This is a genomic window from Burkholderia sp. WSM2232, assembly GCF_000472545.1.
GTDB lineage: Bacteria > Pseudomonadota > Gammaproteobacteria > Burkholderiales > Burkholderiaceae > Paraburkholderia.
On record NZ_AWZV01000003.1, the window covers coordinates 316508 to 332134 of the forward strand.

Here is a 15627-nt window from a genome sequence, read left to right on the forward strand (position 1 = left end):
CCTCCATCACAACCGGGGAGCCAGGTAGATCACCGCATAGATCGGCAACCAGCTCAGTACGACGAAATACCAGTACAGCGCGTTCTCGCTCACGTCGACAAAACGCTTTCCTTCGAAGGGGCCCGTGAACAACAGCACACCGAGCACGGCGGTGTCGACCGCGTCGGTAATCAGGTGAGTGGTATGCAGACCGAGCAGCAGCCACACCACCGAGCCATACGCATTGGTGTACCAGCTCACATTGAGCGCGGCAAATTCAAAGCCGCGCAGCACGAGAAACGCCACCGCGAACAGCAGGCAGATGACCAGCCAGAACCGCGCGCGGGCGCGTTGCTGGCGGTCCGCGGCCTGTTTCGCCAACTGGTTCGGCCACATGCTGACGAGCAGAATCACCGTGTTCGCGGTGCCCCAGAGCAGGTCCGGCGGCGCCGCATTGAGCGGCCAACGCGCAGTGAGGCTGCGCAGGTAGAAGTACATCATCGCGGCGATGGCGAACACGGTGCCTTCTATCAGCATCAGGCACATCGTGCCCCACCACATCAGACTGCGATGCCCGAAGCCGAAGCTCGGCAAGTGCCGGACGTCGAGCATCAACGCGGGCGCCGCGCCCTCTTTGCGCACAGCCGCATCGACCGGGACCTTGCGCAGTTCGGTCATGGCCGTTGCTCCAGTTGCAGCGCGCGCTTGTTCTGCCCGCGATTGGGCCAGAACCAGCCGATCATCGCGACGATGACGGGCACCGAACCCCACACCACGGCCCAAGGCGAAAAGATCGAGCCGATGAACAGCACGGTGGTTGCCACCGCGCTGATAAACGGCCAGATCGACGGCGATGGAAACAGCAGCCGTAAATCCGGCCGCGCATCGAGCACGGTAGTGGAAAGCACTTCGCGCGATTCGGCGGCGAGTCCGCTGACATGCGCCGGCTCGGCGCCAGGTTCCCACAGCGGGTCGCGTCCGTGAACCACGGGCAGCGCGTCGAAATTATGCGGCGGCGGCGGGCTCGCGGTGCTCCATTCGAGCGTACCGGCGCCCCACGGGTCCGGGCCCGCGAGCGCGCCATGCCGGTGGCTGTGCAGCGCATTGACGATAAAAACCAGCACGCTCGCGCCGATAGTCACTGCGCCTATCGTGGCGGTCAGGTTCAGACTGTCCCAGCCCATTCCGTGAGGATAGGTCCACACGCGGCGCGGCATGCCGTGCAGACCGAGAATATGCATCGGGAAAAAAGTCACATTGAAGCCGATGAAGAACAGCCAGAATTGCAGCCGCCCAAGCGTCTCGTTCATCAGGCGGCCAGTGGCTTTCGGATACCAGTAATAGAAGGCGCCGAAAAGCGGAAACACGGCGCCACCGAGCAGCACGTAATGCAGATGCGCGACGACGAAGTAGGTGTCGTGCACTTGCAGATCGAGCGAGACCGAACCAAGCATGACGCCGGTCATTCCGCCCAGCACCAGAATGAAGAAGAAGCCGAGCGCGAACCACAACGGCGTCTTCAGATTAAGGCGGCCCGTCCATAGCGTGGCGATCCAGCAGAAAATCTGCACGCCGGACGGTATCGCGATCATCAGACTGGCGGCGGTAAAAAAGCTCTTGCCGAGCGCGGGAATGCTGGTCGCGAACATGTGATGCACCCACAGGCCGAATGCAAGAAACGCCGTGGCAATCAGCGCGAGCACCATTGCCGGATAGCCGAAAACCGGGCGACGCGCAAAGGTTGGAATGATCGACGAAAGAAAGCCGAGCGGCGGAATGAAGATCAGATAGACCTCGGGATGGCCGAAGAACCAGAAAAGGTGTTGCCACAACAGCACGTCGCCACCGCGGGCCGCGTTGTAGAAATGCGTGCCGACCAGCCGGTCGAGAATCAGCGCCGTACTGCTGAGCATGACCGCCGGCATCGCGAAAAGCACCATGAACTGCGTAATGAGCGTGGCCCACACGAAAAGCGGCATGCGGTTGAGCGACATGCCGGGCGCTCGCATCTTGAAGATCGTGGTAATGAGTACGATCGCTTCGAGCAGGCCGGACAGTTCGGTAAAAGTAATCATCTGCGCCCAGATGTCGACGCCTTTGCCCGTCGAATAATCCGGCCCGGCGAGCGGCACATAGCTGAACCAGCCGGCGTCCGGGCCGGCGCCGAGTATGAACGCGACGTACAGCGTCGCTCCGCCGAACAGGAAAACCCAGTACGCGTATGCGTTCATTCGCGGAAAGGCGACGCTGCGCGCGCCGATCATCAGCGGCACGAGCCACCCGGCGACGGCCTGCATGACCGGCACCGCGAACAGAAACATCATCGTGGTGCCGTGAATCGTGAAGAGCTGGTTGTACAGTTCGGGGCTGACAAGGCGATTGCCGGGCCGCGCGAGTTGCAAACGCATGACAAGCGCGAGCAGGCCGGCCAGCAGAAAGAATACGAATGTGGTGATTACGAAGCGCCGCGCCACCGTCTTGTGATTGATGGCCGAGAGCCGGCCGAGCCATCCGGGCGGATCGCTCCAGGTGCGCGCGAGTGCCAGTGCGATGTGCGCTCCTGCGGCGGGGCCGTCCACCAGATGCTCGACAGGCCGCGTGGCGGCGGAATGAGGTTCGCTCATTGAAGGGTTCCGATCCATGCGACAAGGGCATTCAGGTCCTGCGCCGACAACTGGCTCGGCGGCATCGTGGTGCCGGGCTTCATGCTGCCGGGCGCCTTGATCCACGATTCCAGATTGGCGGGCGTGTTCGCGAACGTGCCGGCGCCGAGCATCGGGCGGCTCATCACGTGCGTGAGGTCGGGCCCGAGCACGCCCTGAGCCGAGGTGCCGCGCACCGTGTGACAGCCGGCGCAGTTGCCGGTCGTAAAGAGGTGCTCGCCTCGTGCCTGCAGCGCGTTGGCCGGCTGCGGCGCGGGCGAGCGCTGACGCGCGAGCCAGGCGTCGTATTGGGCGGGAGGCTCGGCAACCACCGTGAAGGCCATCAACGCATGCTCGAGGCCGCAGAATTCGGCGCACTGGCCGCGATAGGTGCCGGCGCGGTCAGCCCGGAATTCGATGGTCGACTCGCGACCGGGGATCATGTCCTTCTTGCCGTGCAGATTCGGCACCCAGAACGTGTGGATGACGTCATCGGCTTTCAACGAGATGACAACGGGCCGTCCCACCGGAATGTGCAGCTCGTTTGCCACCGCGAAGCCGCTGCCGGGCGTATCGTCCGCGTAACGTGCTTCCCACCACCACTGGTGCCCGGTCATCTCCAACTGGACAGCGTTGGCGACGGGCAGGCGGGACAACGCGCGATCGGTCGCGATGTCGGCGACGAGCAGACCGAACAGCAGCAGGACCGACACGATCGTCGCCCCGCCCACCACACGGCGCACGCGTTTCTCAGGACGCTCCAGCGAGCCGAGGTCGGCACGCGCATCGCGGCTCGCGCGCGGCGTACGCGTCATCGCAACGAGCAGCGCGATCAGCACGGCCGCGAACACCAGAGAGCAGACCGTGAGCGTCAGCGTCCACAGCGAGAAAATGTGCGAGGCCTGCACGCCGGCGGGACTGAGCGCATCCTGGGCGGGGGCGGCGCGTGCCGTCGAAGCGAGGCCGCTGCAACAGGCGGCAGCCCACAGCGGCCGCGCGCCGGGCTGTCGCGTTCCGGCAGTGTCGGTGCGCCGGCGTTGAGGTGCGTGGCCTGTGTGCATGCTTGCGCGAGGTCGCTCGAGTGGGGGCGTCTGCGAGAGCCCAGCAATCCTTGTACCTTCTCCGGGCGTCGTTGTGACGCTCGCGCCGCAAACTGGCAGCGACATCCTTGGGCTGGCGGAAAGAGCGCTTCATATCACTCCCATTCGCTAATAAAATGTCGCGATGCGCATCGAGCTGGCAAGAACCCACGTGTGCAAGGGCTTTACGCGCGAAACAGCAGGCGGGCATGCAGGAGAAACAAGCGGTGGACGGTGCCCGCGCATCGAATTTGAACTCAGATACTCGGCCGATTCTCCCTGGAGCAGGTTAATGGCGCATGCATACGAGCCGGATGACATCGTTCAGAACTGGGCCAACATATGGGTCCAGTCTCTGCGCGACTACGCGGTAATCGGGTTATCCGAAGACGGCCGCATTCGCTCGTGGAATCCCGGCGGGGAGGCGATTCACGGCTTTCGCGAGGATGAGATCCTCGGCAAGCCACTGGAGATTCTCTACACCGCCGAAGAGCGTGCCCAGGGTGTGCCGCAAACGGCGCTCGCCACGGCGCGGCGCGAGGGTCGCTTCGAGAGCGAAGGCTGGCGCCTGCGCAAGGACGGCAAGGTGTTCTGGGCAAGCGCCGTGATTACCGCGCTGACTTCGCCAGAGGGTGTGCTGCTTGGCTTCGGCGAGATTGTGCGCGATATGACCGACAAGAAGACGGTGCACGACGCAGTGCTCGAAAGTGAGCGGCGTTTCCGGCTGCTTGTCGATGGCGTGACGGATTACGCGATCTTCATGCTGTCGCCGGAAGGACGGGTGACGAACTGGAATTCGGGCGCGCGCCGCATCAAGGGTTATGCCGCGAGCGAGATCATCGGCTCGCATTTTTCGCGCTTCTATACGCCGGAAGATGCCGCAAAAGGATTGCCGCAGCGCGGTCTCACGGCCGCCGCGCGCGACGGGCGCTTTGAGTCGGAAGGATGGCGCGTGCGCAAGGACGGCTCGCGGTTCTGGGCGCATGTGGTGATCGACGCGATTCGCGAGGGCGGCACGCTGGTTGGCTTCGCTAAGATCACGCGCGACATCAACGAAAAAATGGAAGCGACGCGGCTGCTGGAGGAGACCCGCGTGGCACTCGTGCAGTCGCAGAAAATGGAAGCCATCGGCAAGTTGACCGGTGGCGTCGCGCACGATTTCAACAACGTCATGCAAATTTTGCGCGGCAACCTGGAATTGCTGGAAAGCCGCCATAAGCGCGACGGCTGGACGCGCGAGCGTCTCGACAAGGCAATCGACGCGGTGGAGCGCGGCGCGAAGCTCGCGTCGCAACTACTCGCGTTCGGGCGACAGCAGCCGTTGCGGCCGGTCGTCATCAATCTGGCCTCCGCGATTCGCGGCATGGACGACCTTCTGCGCCGGGCGCTTGGCGAAACCGTTCAGATCGAGACCGTGGTGGCGGGAGGACTGTGGAATACGTTCGTCGACGTTCATCAGATGGAAAACGTGATCCTCAATCTCGCGATCAATGCGCGCGACGCGATGAACGAAGGCGGCAAGCTGACGATGGAAGTGTCCAACGCAATGCTCGACGACCAGTATGTAGTGGGCTTTCCGGACGTGCCGCCTGGCCAGTATGTGATGCTGGCCGTGACGGACACGGGCACGGGCATGCCGCCCGAAGTGGTGCAGCGCGCATTCGATCCGTTTTTCACGACCAAACCGGAGGGCCAGGGCACGGGGCTCGGGCTCAGCATGGCCTACGGCTTCGTCAAGCAGAGCGGCGGGCACATCAGGATTTACAGCGAAGTTGGCCACGGCACCACGGTCAAGATCTATCTGCCGCGCTCCACCGAAGAGGCGATCGAGACCCCCGCATCGCAGCCCGTCACGCTGCTGGGCGGCACGGAAACGATTCTCGTGGTGGAAGACGACAAGGACGTGCAATCCACGGTGGTCGACACGCTCTCCGGCCTCGGCTATAGCGTACTGAAGGCAAACGACGCGGAACAGGCGCTCGCGGTCGTGCGCAGCGGCGTGCATATCGACCTGCTGTTTACGGATGTGGTGATGCCCGGCCCATTGCGCAGCCCGGCCATGGTCGCGCAGGCAGTGCAGTTGTTGCCGCGCCTGAAGGTGCTGTTTACGTCGGGCTACACGCAAAACGCAATCGTGCACGGCGGGCGGCTCGACCCCGGCGTCGAACTGCTCAGCAAGCCCTACAGCCGCGAACAGCTGGCGTACAAGATACGGCAGATACTCGGCGTTCCGCCGCTCGCCCGCAGCGGGCCGGTCGCGCAAACGCAGTCCGCTCAGCCCGCGCCGAATGCGCCGAACGGGCCGAATGGGCCTACTGGCGACGCGAGTCTGCGCCTTCTGCTGGTCGACGACGACGTCGAGACCGCGGAGGCCGTGGGCGAGTTGCTGAAACTGGTGGGCCACAACCCGACTATCACGGGCTCGCCGCAGGAGGCGTTGCGCCTCCTGGAGGTCGAGCCGTTCGACGTGCTACTCACCGACCTGTCGATGCCGGCCATGCCGGGCCTGGAGCTGGCCGAACGCGCGACGCAATTGCGGCCTACGTTGCGCGTGATTTTCGCGTCGGGCCACGAAATGCCCGCAGTGAACACGTTGCCGTTTCGCTGGGGCGCACTTCGCAAGCCGTACAGCATCGACGAACTCGATGCGATGCTGCGCGGCTTCGACAAGTAGTACGCGCGGGGCTTCAGCTTGTCAGCGTGTCGAGTTGCGCGGACCGCGCGTCACCGTTGCGCCGGATCGGCGGCAATCCGCCGATCTTTTCGGCCAGCATCCGCTCGTACACGCCGAAGTGCAGATCCACTTCTTCCTGCGTGACTACAGTCACGAAGATGCGCACCTGCGCGGGCAGCAGTCCCAGCACGGTGGCAATGGCTGACTCCAGTTGCGGGGCACACAGCCGGTCTTCGGCGAAGGTCGTGCCCACCGATATGTCGTACGACTGTTCCTCTCGCACTGCAACATCGACGAGGCGCGCGCGGGCGCTCATGTTGTTCTCGATGGCAATGCGTATTACGTCGACGGCGGTGCGCATGCTCTCGGTTGGGAACCCTCCAGGGGAGCGCAGACACACGCGATGCCGCCCGAGCGTGAGCCAGTCTGAATCGAATTCCATGCCTTTTCTCCGACACTTTGATCTCGCACGACTATGTGGTTTCGCTACTGTTTTTCAAGGCCGAAAATTTGCACGAAGGGGTCTTGAAATCGTCGTGCGCGGATTTATTTTAGATTCCGCTCAGTGAGTTTCGATCAGGCAGACACGCCTTTTCAGGCGGCGCTGCGTGTTCGATTGTCTGTCAGAGGGTGCGGGCAGGTGGAGTGGAGCGCGTAGTCCGTTCGCCTGCTCGCCCCGGCACTACCGAGGAGGAAACGATCATGAGTGACCTTTACTTCGCGACCGACCTGTTCAGCCAGTTTGATCGTCTGCAGCAGCAGATGTCCGCGCTGTTCGGCGGTTTTCCTTCGAGCATCCGTTCGAGCCGCCTGTCGGCATTTCCGCAAATCAACATCGGCACCACGGACGACTCCATCGAGATCGTCGCGTTCGCGCCGGGCATCGATCCCTCGCAACTCGAGGTGTCGATCGACAAAGGTTTGCTGACTATTGCCGGCGAGCGCAAACGGGTCGCGCCCGAGGCCGACGAGTCCACGCGTCAGTACGCTCAGGAGCGGTTCACCGGCTCGTTCCGCCGCGTGATCGAACTGCCGCAGCAAGCCGACCCGGACAAGGTCGAGGCGCGCTACACGAACGGCTGCCTTTCGATTAGCGTGGGCAAGCGCGAATCGTCCAAACCTCGCGCAATCACCATCCAATGATCTCACTGATGATGGAGCGAATCATGAACGATACGACCGAAGTGGTGCAAAAGGAGCAGCAACCCGTGGCGCGTACCGAACGCGAACAGGCCGAACCGCGCACGACGCTCACGCCGCCCGTCGACGTGATCGAGAATGCGCACGGCGTCACCTTGTGGGCGGACTTGCCGGGTGTGTCGAAAGAGAAGCTGGAAGTGCGGGTGCACGACGGCAACCTGCACATAGAAGCCGAAGCGAGCGTGCCGACGCGCGCCGGCTTGCGTCTGCAGCACGCGGAAATCCGCGCACCGCATTTCTCGCGGTCATTTACGCTGGGTGCGGAATTCGACACGTCGAAAATAGAAGCGAACCTGCAGGACGGCGTGTTGAAGCTCGTTATTCCGCGACGCGAAGAAGCGCGCCCGCGCCGTATTGAAGTGAACGTCGGCTAATGGCGGCCGGGCTGAATGTGCCCGTCCTGCTCATTGTGCGGATGCCACGGCCCGGCGCTGGGGCCGTGGCATTTGTCGCGCGGGCACTCAGCCGCATACCTGCGCGTTTGCATCGCTGTCCGATGCGGGCACGGCGGTGCGCGAGCCCGCGACCAGGCGCTGGTACACGCGCAGATAGTCGTCGGCCATGCGTGCTGCGGTAAAGCGCGCTTCGAAAGCGCGCCGGCATTGCGCGCGGTCTATTCTGCCGATCTGCGCCACCGCTTTTACGGCCTCTTGCACGTCATCCACGATGAAACCGCTGACGCCGTGCTCCAGCACTTCCGGCACGGCGCCGCTTCCGAATGCGATGACGGGCGTGCCGCAAGCCATCGCCTCGATCATCACCATGCCGAACGGTTCGGCCCATTCCACTGGAAATAGCAGCGCGCGCGCATTGGCGATCAGTTCTTTGCGCAGTGTTCCGCCCACTTCGCCAAGATAGTCGGTGAAGTCGCGCGAACGTTCAAGCAACGGTTCGATCTGCTGTGCGAAGTATTCGCGCTCGCCCGGGTGGACCTTGCCGGCCATCTTCAACGGCAGGCCCGCGCGCTTCGCGATTTCTACCGCAAGGTCGGGCCGCTTGCCGGGCATCAGACGGCCGAGAAACAGCAGATAGTCGCCCGGCAGCGGCTGAAACTGAAACTCGTCGGGCGGCAACCCGTGATGGATGGTCGCCTGCCAGTTGGCAGACGGCACCGGCTTGCGTTGATCGTCCGAGATCGATACGAGCGGCGCCGAGCCGAACTCGCGAAAGAGTGGCCCATGATCCATCGGCAACAACTGTCCGTGCAGCGTGGTGAGCGACTTGCACGGCAGCGAACGGGCAAGTGGAAAATGCAGCGGATCGCCGTGAAAATGCACGACGTCGAACTCATGCGCGAGATCGGCGACGCGCGCAAGCTGCCGCACGTGATGCGTGAGGGTGTCCCACACGGCGGTATCGCGCCAAAGTCCGCGCTCGCAAATGGGCACAAGCCGCGCGCGGGTAGTCGAGTCCGCCGTGGCGAACAGCGTTACGTCGTGGCCTTGTCGAACGAGTTCTTCGGTCAGGTAGGAGACCACGCGCTCGGTGGCGCCATAGGCAAAAGGCGGGACACTTTCGTACAAAGGTGCGACTTGAGCGATTCTCACGGGCGGTCGGGACATGAGGTTGGGTTAAAGCCGCGTCCGCGATCGGGGCCGAACGCGGACGCGGCCAGGTCGGCAGGCTTCTGACCTGCCTTTCTTCACCTGTTTTTCTTCACTTATCTTTCTTCACTTCGGACAGGTCGCTTTCCTTCACTTCGGCTTGCCGGACGGTGGTGCCGTCATCGCCGGTTTCGGACACGTCGGTTTCAAATGTTCCTTCGCCGGATTCGTCGGCACTGCCGTTTTGCGCGGATTCGGCAGGATCGTTCGGTTTGGTCGCCATTGCATTCTCCCTGGGTTGGGTTGGAGGTAACGGCATTCAGCAAGGGACGGTCCCGAACGAACCTGTCTCGACAGCGGTGCGGAGAAAGAAACTTCCGCGTTTTGCGCAGCGCGGCATGCGGGTTGCTGCACAAGCAGTGTCGCAACGAATATTGCGCCACTTTGCCTACCCCCTTCGAACAACAGAGAGGAAACGCATGAAGAAGATGACTGTAATTGCACTAGCGTGCGGTTGTTTCAGCCTGGTTCCGGTCGCTGCCAACGCGCAGACCGAAGCTGCCTCCACGACCGCTGCCAATCCCCTTGCGCAGGTGGACAAAGACTTTGTTCAGGCGGCCTCGATGTCCTCGTCGACGGAAATCGACGCGTCGAAACTCGCGACCAGCAATTCCAGCGACAAGGACGTGAAGTCGTTTGCGCATCACATGATGCTCGACCACACCAAGCTGACCGTCCAACTGAAGATGGCTGCGCCGCACGGCGTGGAAGTGCCGAAGGACAATTCGGACACGAGTGTGCTCGACGCGCTCAAGCCACTGAAGGGCAAGCAGTTCGATCAGCTTTACATCCAGAAGGTCGCGCTCGAGGGTCACAAGAAGACCATTGCCGCTTTCGAAAAGGAAATTGCCGAGGGGCAGAACGCGAAGCTCAAGGAAGCCGCCCAGAAGGCGCTGCCGACTATCAAGGAGCACTATCAACGCGCCCAGCAACTGGCCTCGAAGAAAGGCGTCTCGGAGCAGTAAGCCGCGGCGCCGTCCCCTGCGCCGCGCTCTGACACGACAAAGGCTGCGGCAGGCGGGAGCCGCGCCGGTGCAGCACGCCACGTGGCACGTGGCGTGCTGCATTTCAATGGCAGCGGCGGGCGAGTCCCGACTGCGTTCCGATCAACGCCTCGACTGAAAGGAGAAGATCATGCCGTTGAAAAGAGGAACATCCAAAGAAACCGTGTCGCGCAACATCAAGACCGAAACGAAACACGGCAAGCCGCATAAACAGGCGGTGGCCATCGCGCTGAATCAGGCCCGCAAATCGGGTGCAAAGATTCCGAAGAAGAGCGAAACGTGACACGCTCGAGCGACCTCGCAACATCGGACTGGAGGGCGCAGCATGAGTACTGAAAGCGCCGCTGGCACATCTGGCACATCTGGCGCATCTGGCGCATCGGGCGCATCGGGCGAGCTGGTCGAACAGACGGGCGGTTGCGCATGTAAAGCCGTGCGGTTTCGAGTCAATGCAAAGCCGCGGCGTGTGTCGCTGTGCCATTGCATGACCTGCCGCCGCATTCATGGCAGCGCATTTGGCGCATATGCGATGTTCGCGCGCGACGCTGTGGAGTTCACCGGTCCCGTCCATGTGTGGCAAAGCTCGGCTGAAGGACGGCGGTATTTTTGCCCCACGTGCGGCTCTGTGGCCTTCATGGAATACGTGGGCAGCGACGAACTGGACGTGCCCCTCGGCGCGTTCGATAACGTCGGCCTCTACGAGCCCACGTACGAACTGTGGTGCTGCCGCAAGGAACCGTGGCTGCCACAAGGCGTGCGAACCGAATACGAGCAGGACAGTCCCGAGTAAGGCGCGATGCGGCATAGGGCTGCGTCAATGCGAGTACTTCTGGAAAACGAAGGAGCTGAAATGAGCGATCCGAAACAATCCAACGCACAACCTGGCAATCCGAAGAATGCGGGCAAGCAGAGCGGCCAGCAACAGCAGAATCAGCAGAAGACGCCGCAGCACCAGGGCGGACAGCGTCAGCCCTGATTCGCCGCTGACGGTGTGACGGGCGTGCGGGCCCGGACGACCGGGGCCGCATGACTGAAAAGAGCGCGGCGCGCAGTGGATGCGCGCCGTGTCCGCATCTGTGCCATCGCCATGCGTTTCTCAACAACGCCCCTAACCAGTCGACGATAGCAATTGCAGGGATTGAGATGGTGAGAAGGAAGTTGCACTTTCACAATAGTTCGCTGCGGGCCCACGCATCGCCAGCCGGTATTCCCACCACCGCAAGCGATTACAGAATCTACCCGACCTATCGACGCACCGCGACCGGCACGTTTACCGGCGATCTGAAGGTCGTGCGGACTACGGACGACCGCGTGATATTTCCGTATGACGGCGCGCCCGTCATCGGCCCGTTCGAAACGGCGCTGGAAGCGCGCGAGGCTGCCGCCCGCAAGGGCGCCGAAGTGGTCGCGGCGGATTTGCTGAACCCGGAGCCGTGAGATATGCAAGGCACGCAGCGAAGTCTGCGCGCCTAGCGACATGCAGGATGGGAGAGATTGATGAAGACGCTGGAGATCGAGCGCTTGCGTCCAACGCAAGTCACGCACGGGATGCGCGAGGTAAGGGAGAAGACGCACGCCTATCAATCGCTGTCCGGTCACGACCTGGAGATGGCCATTGCCGAAAAGCCGATTCCGATTGTTCTCGGGCCGGGCGGCGAGGCATTTGCGACCGACCATCATCACGTGGCCGCGGCGCTTTGGCATGTCGATATCAAGTCGGTGCCGGTCGTGCTGGTCAGAGATCTGTCTAGCTGCTCGCAGGCCGAATTCTGGCTCGCGCTCGAAAACAATCGTTGGACGTATCCCTACGATCAGCGCGGCCAGCGCGTGCCGTTCACGGACATGCCGCAGCATGTGTGGGACATGATCGACGACGAGTTTCGCAGCCTCGCGGCCGCAGTGCGCGACGCCGGCGGCTATCGCAAGACGAATGTGCCGTTGGCGGAATTCCGCTGGGCCGACCTGTTCCGCAAGATGCTGCCGCTTCCGTCGAACGACGCGGAGTACAAAGCACTGGTGGGGCGGGCAGTGGAGCTGGCGAAGAGCGAAGCCGCGCTCGGCCTGCCTGGATATGTGGGTGTGGAAGGCGCGTAGCGCGGCGCAGGCCACGAAGCCTGCGATCCGCGCTACGTCGTAATCGCGCCTGTCAGAGCCCAACGAGTCCGGGCTCAAATCCCGGCTGAGGTCAGGGCCGAACTCAGGCCCCTTCGTTCTCCGTCGCGTTGTGCTTTCCCTTGTCGGGAGCGGGTTTTTCCACGCATGCATCGACGTCGACACTTTCCCTGCCGTGAGCGCCGACCCGGCTTGCGAGCCGCAGGTAAGCGGCAGCGAGCCGCCGCAGGTCGTCTTCGGATGCGTCTTCGATACCGATCAACTGGTTGTTCGCCGCTCGATGCGAGGCGAGCAATTCGTTGAGCTTCAGATGCATCGCGACGCTGTCCTTGTTCTGGCTTTGCTGGATCAGGAAGACCATCAGAAACGTGATGATCGTGGTGCCAGTGTTGATAACCAGCTGCCACGCATCGGAATAGTGGAAGAGCGGCCCGGTCACGCCCCACACGATCACCGTGATGATAGCGAGGCCGAAGGCGATGGGCGAACCGGCAACCCGCGTGACCGAACTGGCGAATGCGTCAAAGGCGCGCGTGACCGGATTGCTGGCGGCGTAGGCAGGGCTCGATGTCGGCGGAACAGTTTCTATGCTGTCGGAGCTCGAGCGTGCTTCTGCTGATCTCATTCTATTTCTCCCGGAATTGCTCTACACAAGACCGGTAGCACGCTTCGTGCCGAACGTGCGAGCCACGAAGGGAAGGCAGGCGCGTTTTTCAGCAGCAGGAGCACCCGCCGCGGTGCCGCATGCCGTAACTGCCGGTTTCCTCGCTGGCCTGCGCGACGGCGCCGCCAAGCGAGGGGGCGCCGATCACCACCCGCGCGGCGGCGTTCCCGCATTGCGGGCAGGGCGCGGGTTCGTCGCGCTCGGCAATGCGGCGGACCGTTTCAAAGTGGCCGCATGCGGCGCATGTGTAGTCGTAAACTGGCATGGTGTGAACTGTAAGACGAAAAATTTCGGGCCGATGGCCACGCTGACAGCGCTAGTTTAGTCGACGTCGGTCTGCGATTGCTCGAGCTTTGCGCGCACGCGTTGCGCGAGTACTTCGGGAGAGAACGGCTTTCTGATCACTTCCATGTCGGCGAGCGCATCGCCCGGCGCGTAACCTGTGACCAGAATGACCGGCATCCACGAATAGCGCTGTCGCACCGACTCCGCGACCTGACGGCCGTTCAGCGCGCCGGGCAGGGCGACGTCGCTGATGAGCAGGTCGAAGCGGGCACCGGCATGCAGCAGACGCAGCGCAGCCGCCCCGCTGTCCGCTTCGAGTACACGGTAGCCCTGTTCCCGCAATTGCTCGGCAGTGACTTCGCGGACGATCTCTTCGTCCTCCACGAGCATGATGGTTTTCGCAGGGTCATTGCGATCGTTTGCCACGTCTTCCCGCTGCACCGACGCAGGCATGCACAGGCGCACGGTCGTCCCTTTGCCGAGCGCCGTTTCCATTTGCACGATGCCGCCGGATTGTCTGACGAAGCCGTAGATCTGGCTCAGGCCCAGGCCGACGCCCTGGCCCGAGGGTTTCGTCGTAAAGAACGGCTCGAACGCATGCTCCATGATCTTCGGCGACATGCCGGTGCCGGTGTCGGACACGGCGATGCAGCAGTAACGGCCAGGCAGCGCGTCCTCGAAGTCGGCGACCTCGGCTTCACCCAGGATGACCTCGCTCGTGGTGATGGTGAGCCAGCCGCCTTCCGGCATGGCGTCGCGAGCGTTCACGCACAGATTGACGAGCGCGCTTTCCATCTGGTTCGGGTCGCATTGCACGAGCCAGATGCCGTCGCCGAGCTTCAACTCGACGTTGATGCCCGAGCCCACCACGCGGCGGATCATGTCTTCCATGTCGTGCGCGATTGCGTCGAGACTGACGAGCCGCGGCTCCAGCGTCTGCTGGCGGCCGAACGCAAGCAGACGGTGCGTGAGCGTCGCCGCGCGCACCGCGCCTTTTTCGGCGCGTTCCACGAGCGAGACGACGTCGGTAGGACGCCCCTGTTGCAAGCGCACGCGAATCAGGCTCAGCGCACTCATGATCGCCTGCAGCATGTTGTTGAAATCGTGCGCGATGCCGCCGGTGAGTTGCCCGATCGCCTTCAGTTTTTCGCTGTGACGCAGGCGCTCTTCGGCACGCGAGCGTTCGCGGGTTTCCTGGTGCAGCGTGTCGAGCGCCTGCTGCAATTCGGCCGTGCGCTCCGAAACGCGTCTTTCGAGTTCCTCACCGCTGCGCTCGAGCGCTTCGCGGATGCGCGCCTGGTCCTCGACATCCGTGGAGGTGCCGAGCCACGTCACTGTGCGTCCTTCCGGGCGCACCGGTCGCGCGCGGGTCTGGAACCAGCGGTACGCGCCATCGGCGCGGCGTATGCGGTGCTCGACCGCATATTCGCCTTTCACCTCGCCCGTGCTCCAAGCGATCATCGTCGCGTCGCGGTCGTCGGGGTGAATCGCATCGAGCCAGCCGAGTCCGCGGCTGTTTCTCTCCGTGAGGCCGGTGTATTCGATCCATTGGGGGCTGTCCCAGGTGCGCTCGCCGCTGCTGGTGCAGGTGAAGACGAGTTGGGGAATCTGCGTTGCGAGCATGCGGTAGCGCTCTTCGCTCTCGCGCAGCCAGGTTGCGTGTTTGCGCGTTTCCGCGGCGATTCTGAGCCGTTCGACGGCCGCCGCGAGCAGGTTCGCGTAGGAGCGCAGGAATTCCGTGTCGACGTCGCTGAAGTCGCGCGGCGTGCGGCTGTCGACCTGCAGCACGCCATACGCGGGCCGGTCCTTGCCGCCCAGAATCACCACGTTGATGAGCGCCTTCACGCCTGCATCCACGATGAACTGCGAATAGCGGAAGCGTTTCTCGATAGCGATGTCGGGCGACATGGCGGGTTTGCCGGTTTGCAGCGCGTAGCCTTCGGACGAACCTCGTTCCGCGCGCGCCGTCGCCTTGCCGACAATGCCCGGCGGCCAGCCGACGCCCGCGCGCACCACGAGCGTAATTCGGTCCTTCTGCAGTTCCATCACCTTTGCCATGTCTGTTTGCAGCGCTTCGGCCACGAGTCGGCATGCCTCGGTGAGTATTTCGTCCAGATCGTCGGAGCGCAGCGCAAGCTCGCCGAACCGCGCCAGAATCGCTTGCTGGTTGACTAGAATCGCTTCGCGGTTCGCAGTGCTCACGGCAAGATTCCTTGCTTGCTGACAAAGATGAAAGTGGGCCGCCCTTGTCGCAGCGGCCCTTTGAGACGTTGCGAGCCAGATTCATTCCTGCTACCGCAAAGACGAGCTGGACACATGGCGCTGCCCGCAACCAGTGAGGGCCCGCGAGGAACGCGCGATGCTGCACCGTCAGCCACCCGATG

18 protein-coding genes are annotated in these 15627 nt (G+C 63.1%); 9 read left to right on the top strand and 9 right to left on the bottom strand.

What is annotated here, in order from left to right:
- Positions 1–6: 6 nt before the first annotated feature.
- The 3 genes from F757_RS0101390 to coxB are packed head-to-tail and all read right to left on the bottom strand — an operon-like array spanning position 7 to position 3682.
- Positions 7–657: a cytochrome c oxidase subunit 3 gene (locus F757_RS0101390; protein WP_035466035.1), complete on the bottom strand. Its 651-nt coding sequence runs from the start codon at positions 655–657 to the stop codon at positions 7–9.
- A complete protein-coding gene (gene ctaD, locus F757_RS0101395; RefSeq protein WP_027209811.1) occupies positions 654–2603 on the bottom strand; it encodes a cytochrome c oxidase subunit I in 1950 nt (649 codons plus the stop codon). Before ctaD ends, F757_RS0101390 begins: the two co-directional genes overlap by 4 nt.
- Positions 2600–3682 (bottom strand): cytochrome c oxidase subunit II, encoded by a 1083-nt coding sequence (coxB, locus tag F757_RS0101400; protein ID WP_027209812.1) that lies wholly within the window; start codon positions 3680–3682, stop codon positions 2600–2602. The genes ctaD and coxB overlap by 4 nt, the downstream gene beginning before the upstream one ends.
- A gap of 310 nt (positions 3683–3992) precedes the next feature.
- Between coxB and F757_RS0101405 the strand changes: the two genes are divergently transcribed.
- Complete coding sequence (locus tag F757_RS0101405; RefSeq protein WP_027209813.1) at positions 3993–6374, top strand: PAS domain S-box protein; 2382 nt, start codon at positions 3993–3995, stop codon at positions 6372–6374.
- A 13-nt stretch (positions 6375–6387) separates the two neighbouring features.
- On the opposite strand, the gene F757_RS0101410 is transcribed toward F757_RS0101405, so the two are convergent.
- A complete protein-coding gene (locus F757_RS0101410) occupies positions 6388–6816 on the bottom strand; it encodes a hypothetical protein (protein WP_027209814.1) in 429 nt (142 codons plus the stop codon).
- A gap of 260 nt (positions 6817–7076) precedes the next feature.
- Here F757_RS0101410 and F757_RS0101415 point away from each other — a divergent pair, with 260 nt between their 5' ends.
- Positions 7077–7517 (top strand): Hsp20/alpha crystallin family protein, encoded by a 441-nt coding sequence (locus tag F757_RS0101415; protein WP_027209815.1) that lies wholly within the window; start codon positions 7077–7079, stop codon positions 7515–7517.
- A 23-nt stretch (positions 7518–7540) separates the two neighbouring features.
- Positions 7541–7948, top strand: a complete 408-nt coding sequence (locus F757_RS0101420) for an Hsp20/alpha crystallin family protein (RefSeq protein WP_013341501.1) — start codon at positions 7541–7543, stop codon at positions 7946–7948.
- 87 nt (positions 7949–8035) lie between these two features.
- Here the strand turns inward: F757_RS0101420 and F757_RS0101425 are convergent, their stop codons facing one another.
- Positions 8036–9121 carry a glycosyltransferase family 4 protein gene (locus F757_RS0101425; protein WP_035466038.1) on the bottom strand — a complete coding sequence of 362 codons (1086 nt, stop codon included), beginning with the start codon at positions 9119–9121 and terminating at the stop codon, positions 8036–8038.
- A 109-nt stretch (positions 9122–9230) separates the two neighbouring features.
- On the bottom strand, positions 9231–9401 hold the full coding sequence (locus F757_RS36020) for a hypothetical protein (protein WP_198021329.1): 171 nt from the start codon (positions 9399–9401) through the stop codon (positions 9231–9233).
- A gap of 196 nt (positions 9402–9597) precedes the next feature.
- Here F757_RS36020 and F757_RS0101435 point away from each other — a divergent pair, with 196 nt between their 5' ends.
- The 6 genes from F757_RS0101435 to F757_RS0101460 all read left to right on the top strand — a co-directional run bounded on the left by F757_RS0101435 (position 9598) and on the right by F757_RS0101460 (position 12276).
- A complete protein-coding gene (locus F757_RS0101435; RefSeq protein WP_027209817.1) occupies positions 9598–10143 on the top strand; it encodes a DUF4142 domain-containing protein in 546 nt (181 codons plus the stop codon).
- A gap of 169 nt (positions 10144–10312) precedes the next feature.
- Positions 10313–10465 carry a DUF6496 domain-containing protein gene (locus tag F757_RS36025; protein ID WP_198021330.1) on the top strand — a complete coding sequence of 51 codons (153 nt, stop codon included), beginning with the start codon at positions 10313–10315 and terminating at the stop codon, positions 10463–10465.
- A 42-nt stretch (positions 10466–10507) separates the two neighbouring features.
- Complete coding sequence (locus F757_RS0101445) at positions 10508–10972, top strand: GFA family protein (protein ID WP_232221319.1); 465 nt, start codon at positions 10508–10510, stop codon at positions 10970–10972.
- Between the two features lie 60 nt (positions 10973–11032).
- On the top strand, positions 11033–11158 hold the full coding sequence (locus tag F757_RS36775) for a hypothetical protein (RefSeq protein ID WP_269657963.1): 126 nt from the start codon (positions 11033–11035) through the stop codon (positions 11156–11158).
- 167 nt (positions 11159–11325) lie between these two features.
- The gene (locus tag F757_RS0101455; protein ID WP_027209819.1) at positions 11326–11619 is read left to right on the top strand and encodes a DUF6723 family protein; all 294 of its coding nucleotides are present in this window, start codon (positions 11326–11328) and stop codon (positions 11617–11619) included.
- A gap of 60 nt (positions 11620–11679) precedes the next feature.
- A complete protein-coding gene (locus F757_RS0101460) occupies positions 11680–12276 on the top strand; it encodes a ParB-like protein (protein WP_027209820.1) in 597 nt (198 codons plus the stop codon).
- A 103-nt stretch (positions 12277–12379) separates the two neighbouring features.
- Here the strand turns inward: F757_RS0101460 and F757_RS0101465 are convergent, their stop codons facing one another.
- The 3 genes from F757_RS0101465 to F757_RS0101475 all read right to left on the bottom strand — a co-directional run bounded on the left by F757_RS0101465 (position 12380) and on the right by F757_RS0101475 (position 15445).
- On the bottom strand, positions 12380–12919 hold the full coding sequence (locus tag F757_RS0101465; protein ID WP_027209821.1) for a low affinity iron permease family protein: 540 nt from the start codon (positions 12917–12919) through the stop codon (positions 12380–12382).
- An 88-nt stretch (positions 12920–13007) separates the two neighbouring features.
- Positions 13008–13223, bottom strand: a complete 216-nt coding sequence (locus F757_RS0101470) for an FmdB family zinc ribbon protein (protein WP_027209822.1) — start codon at positions 13221–13223, stop codon at positions 13008–13010.
- Positions 13224–13279: 56 nt separating this feature from the next.
- Positions 13280–15445, bottom strand: coding sequence for a response regulator (locus F757_RS0101475; protein WP_027209823.1), 2166 nt, complete (start codon positions 15443–15445; stop codon positions 13280–13282).
- Positions 15446–15627 lie beyond the last annotated feature (182 nt).

Bases quoted from the DNA above. Each gene is read 5' to 3' on its own strand.
- F757_RS36775 (WP_269657963.1), top strand. From the start codon at position 11,033: ATGAGCGATCCGAAACAATCCAACGCACAACCTGGCAATCCGAAGAAT.
- F757_RS36025 (WP_198021330.1), top strand. From the start codon at position 10,313: ATGCCGTTGAAAAGAGGAACATCCAAAGAAACCGTGTCGCGCAACATC.
- F757_RS0101390 (WP_035466035.1), bottom strand. From the start codon at position 657: ATGACCGAACTGCGCAAGGTCCCGGTCGATGCGGCTGTGCGCAAAGAG.
- F757_RS0101420 (WP_013341501.1), top strand. From the start codon at position 7,541: ATGAACGATACGACCGAAGTGGTGCAAAAGGAGCAGCAACCCGTGGCG.
- F757_RS0101415 (WP_027209815.1), top strand. From the start codon at position 7,077: ATGAGTGACCTTTACTTCGCGACCGACCTGTTCAGCCAGTTTGATCGT.
- ctaD (WP_027209811.1), bottom strand. From the start codon at position 2,603: ATGAGCGAACCTCATTCCGCCGCCACGCGGCCTGTCGAGCATCTGGTG.
- F757_RS0101405 (WP_027209813.1), top strand. From the start codon at position 3,993: ATGGCGCATGCATACGAGCCGGATGACATCGTTCAGAACTGGGCCAAC.
- F757_RS36020 (WP_198021329.1), bottom strand. From the start codon at position 9,401: ATGGCGACCAAACCGAACGATCCTGCCGAATCCGCGCAAAACGGCAGT.
- F757_RS0101455 (WP_027209819.1), top strand. From the start codon at position 11,326: ATGGTGAGAAGGAAGTTGCACTTTCACAATAGTTCGCTGCGGGCCCAC.
- F757_RS0101470 (WP_027209822.1), bottom strand. From the start codon at position 13,223: ATGCCAGTTTACGACTACACATGCGCCGCATGCGGCCACTTTGAAACG.
- F757_RS0101460 (WP_027209820.1), top strand. From the start codon at position 11,680: ATGAAGACGCTGGAGATCGAGCGCTTGCGTCCAACGCAAGTCACGCAC.
- F757_RS0101465 (WP_027209821.1), bottom strand. From the start codon at position 12,919: ATGAGATCAGCAGAAGCACGCTCGAGCTCCGACAGCATAGAAACTGTT.
- coxB (WP_027209812.1), bottom strand. From the start codon at position 3,682: ATGCACACAGGCCACGCACCTCAACGCCGGCGCACCGACACTGCCGGA.
- F757_RS0101435 (WP_027209817.1), top strand. From the start codon at position 9,598: ATGAAGAAGATGACTGTAATTGCACTAGCGTGCGGTTGTTTCAGCCTG.
- F757_RS0101410 (WP_027209814.1), bottom strand. From the start codon at position 6,816: ATGGAATTCGATTCAGACTGGCTCACGCTCGGGCGGCATCGCGTGTGT.
- F757_RS0101445 (WP_232221319.1), top strand. From the start codon at position 10,508: ATGAGTACTGAAAGCGCCGCTGGCACATCTGGCACATCTGGCGCATCT.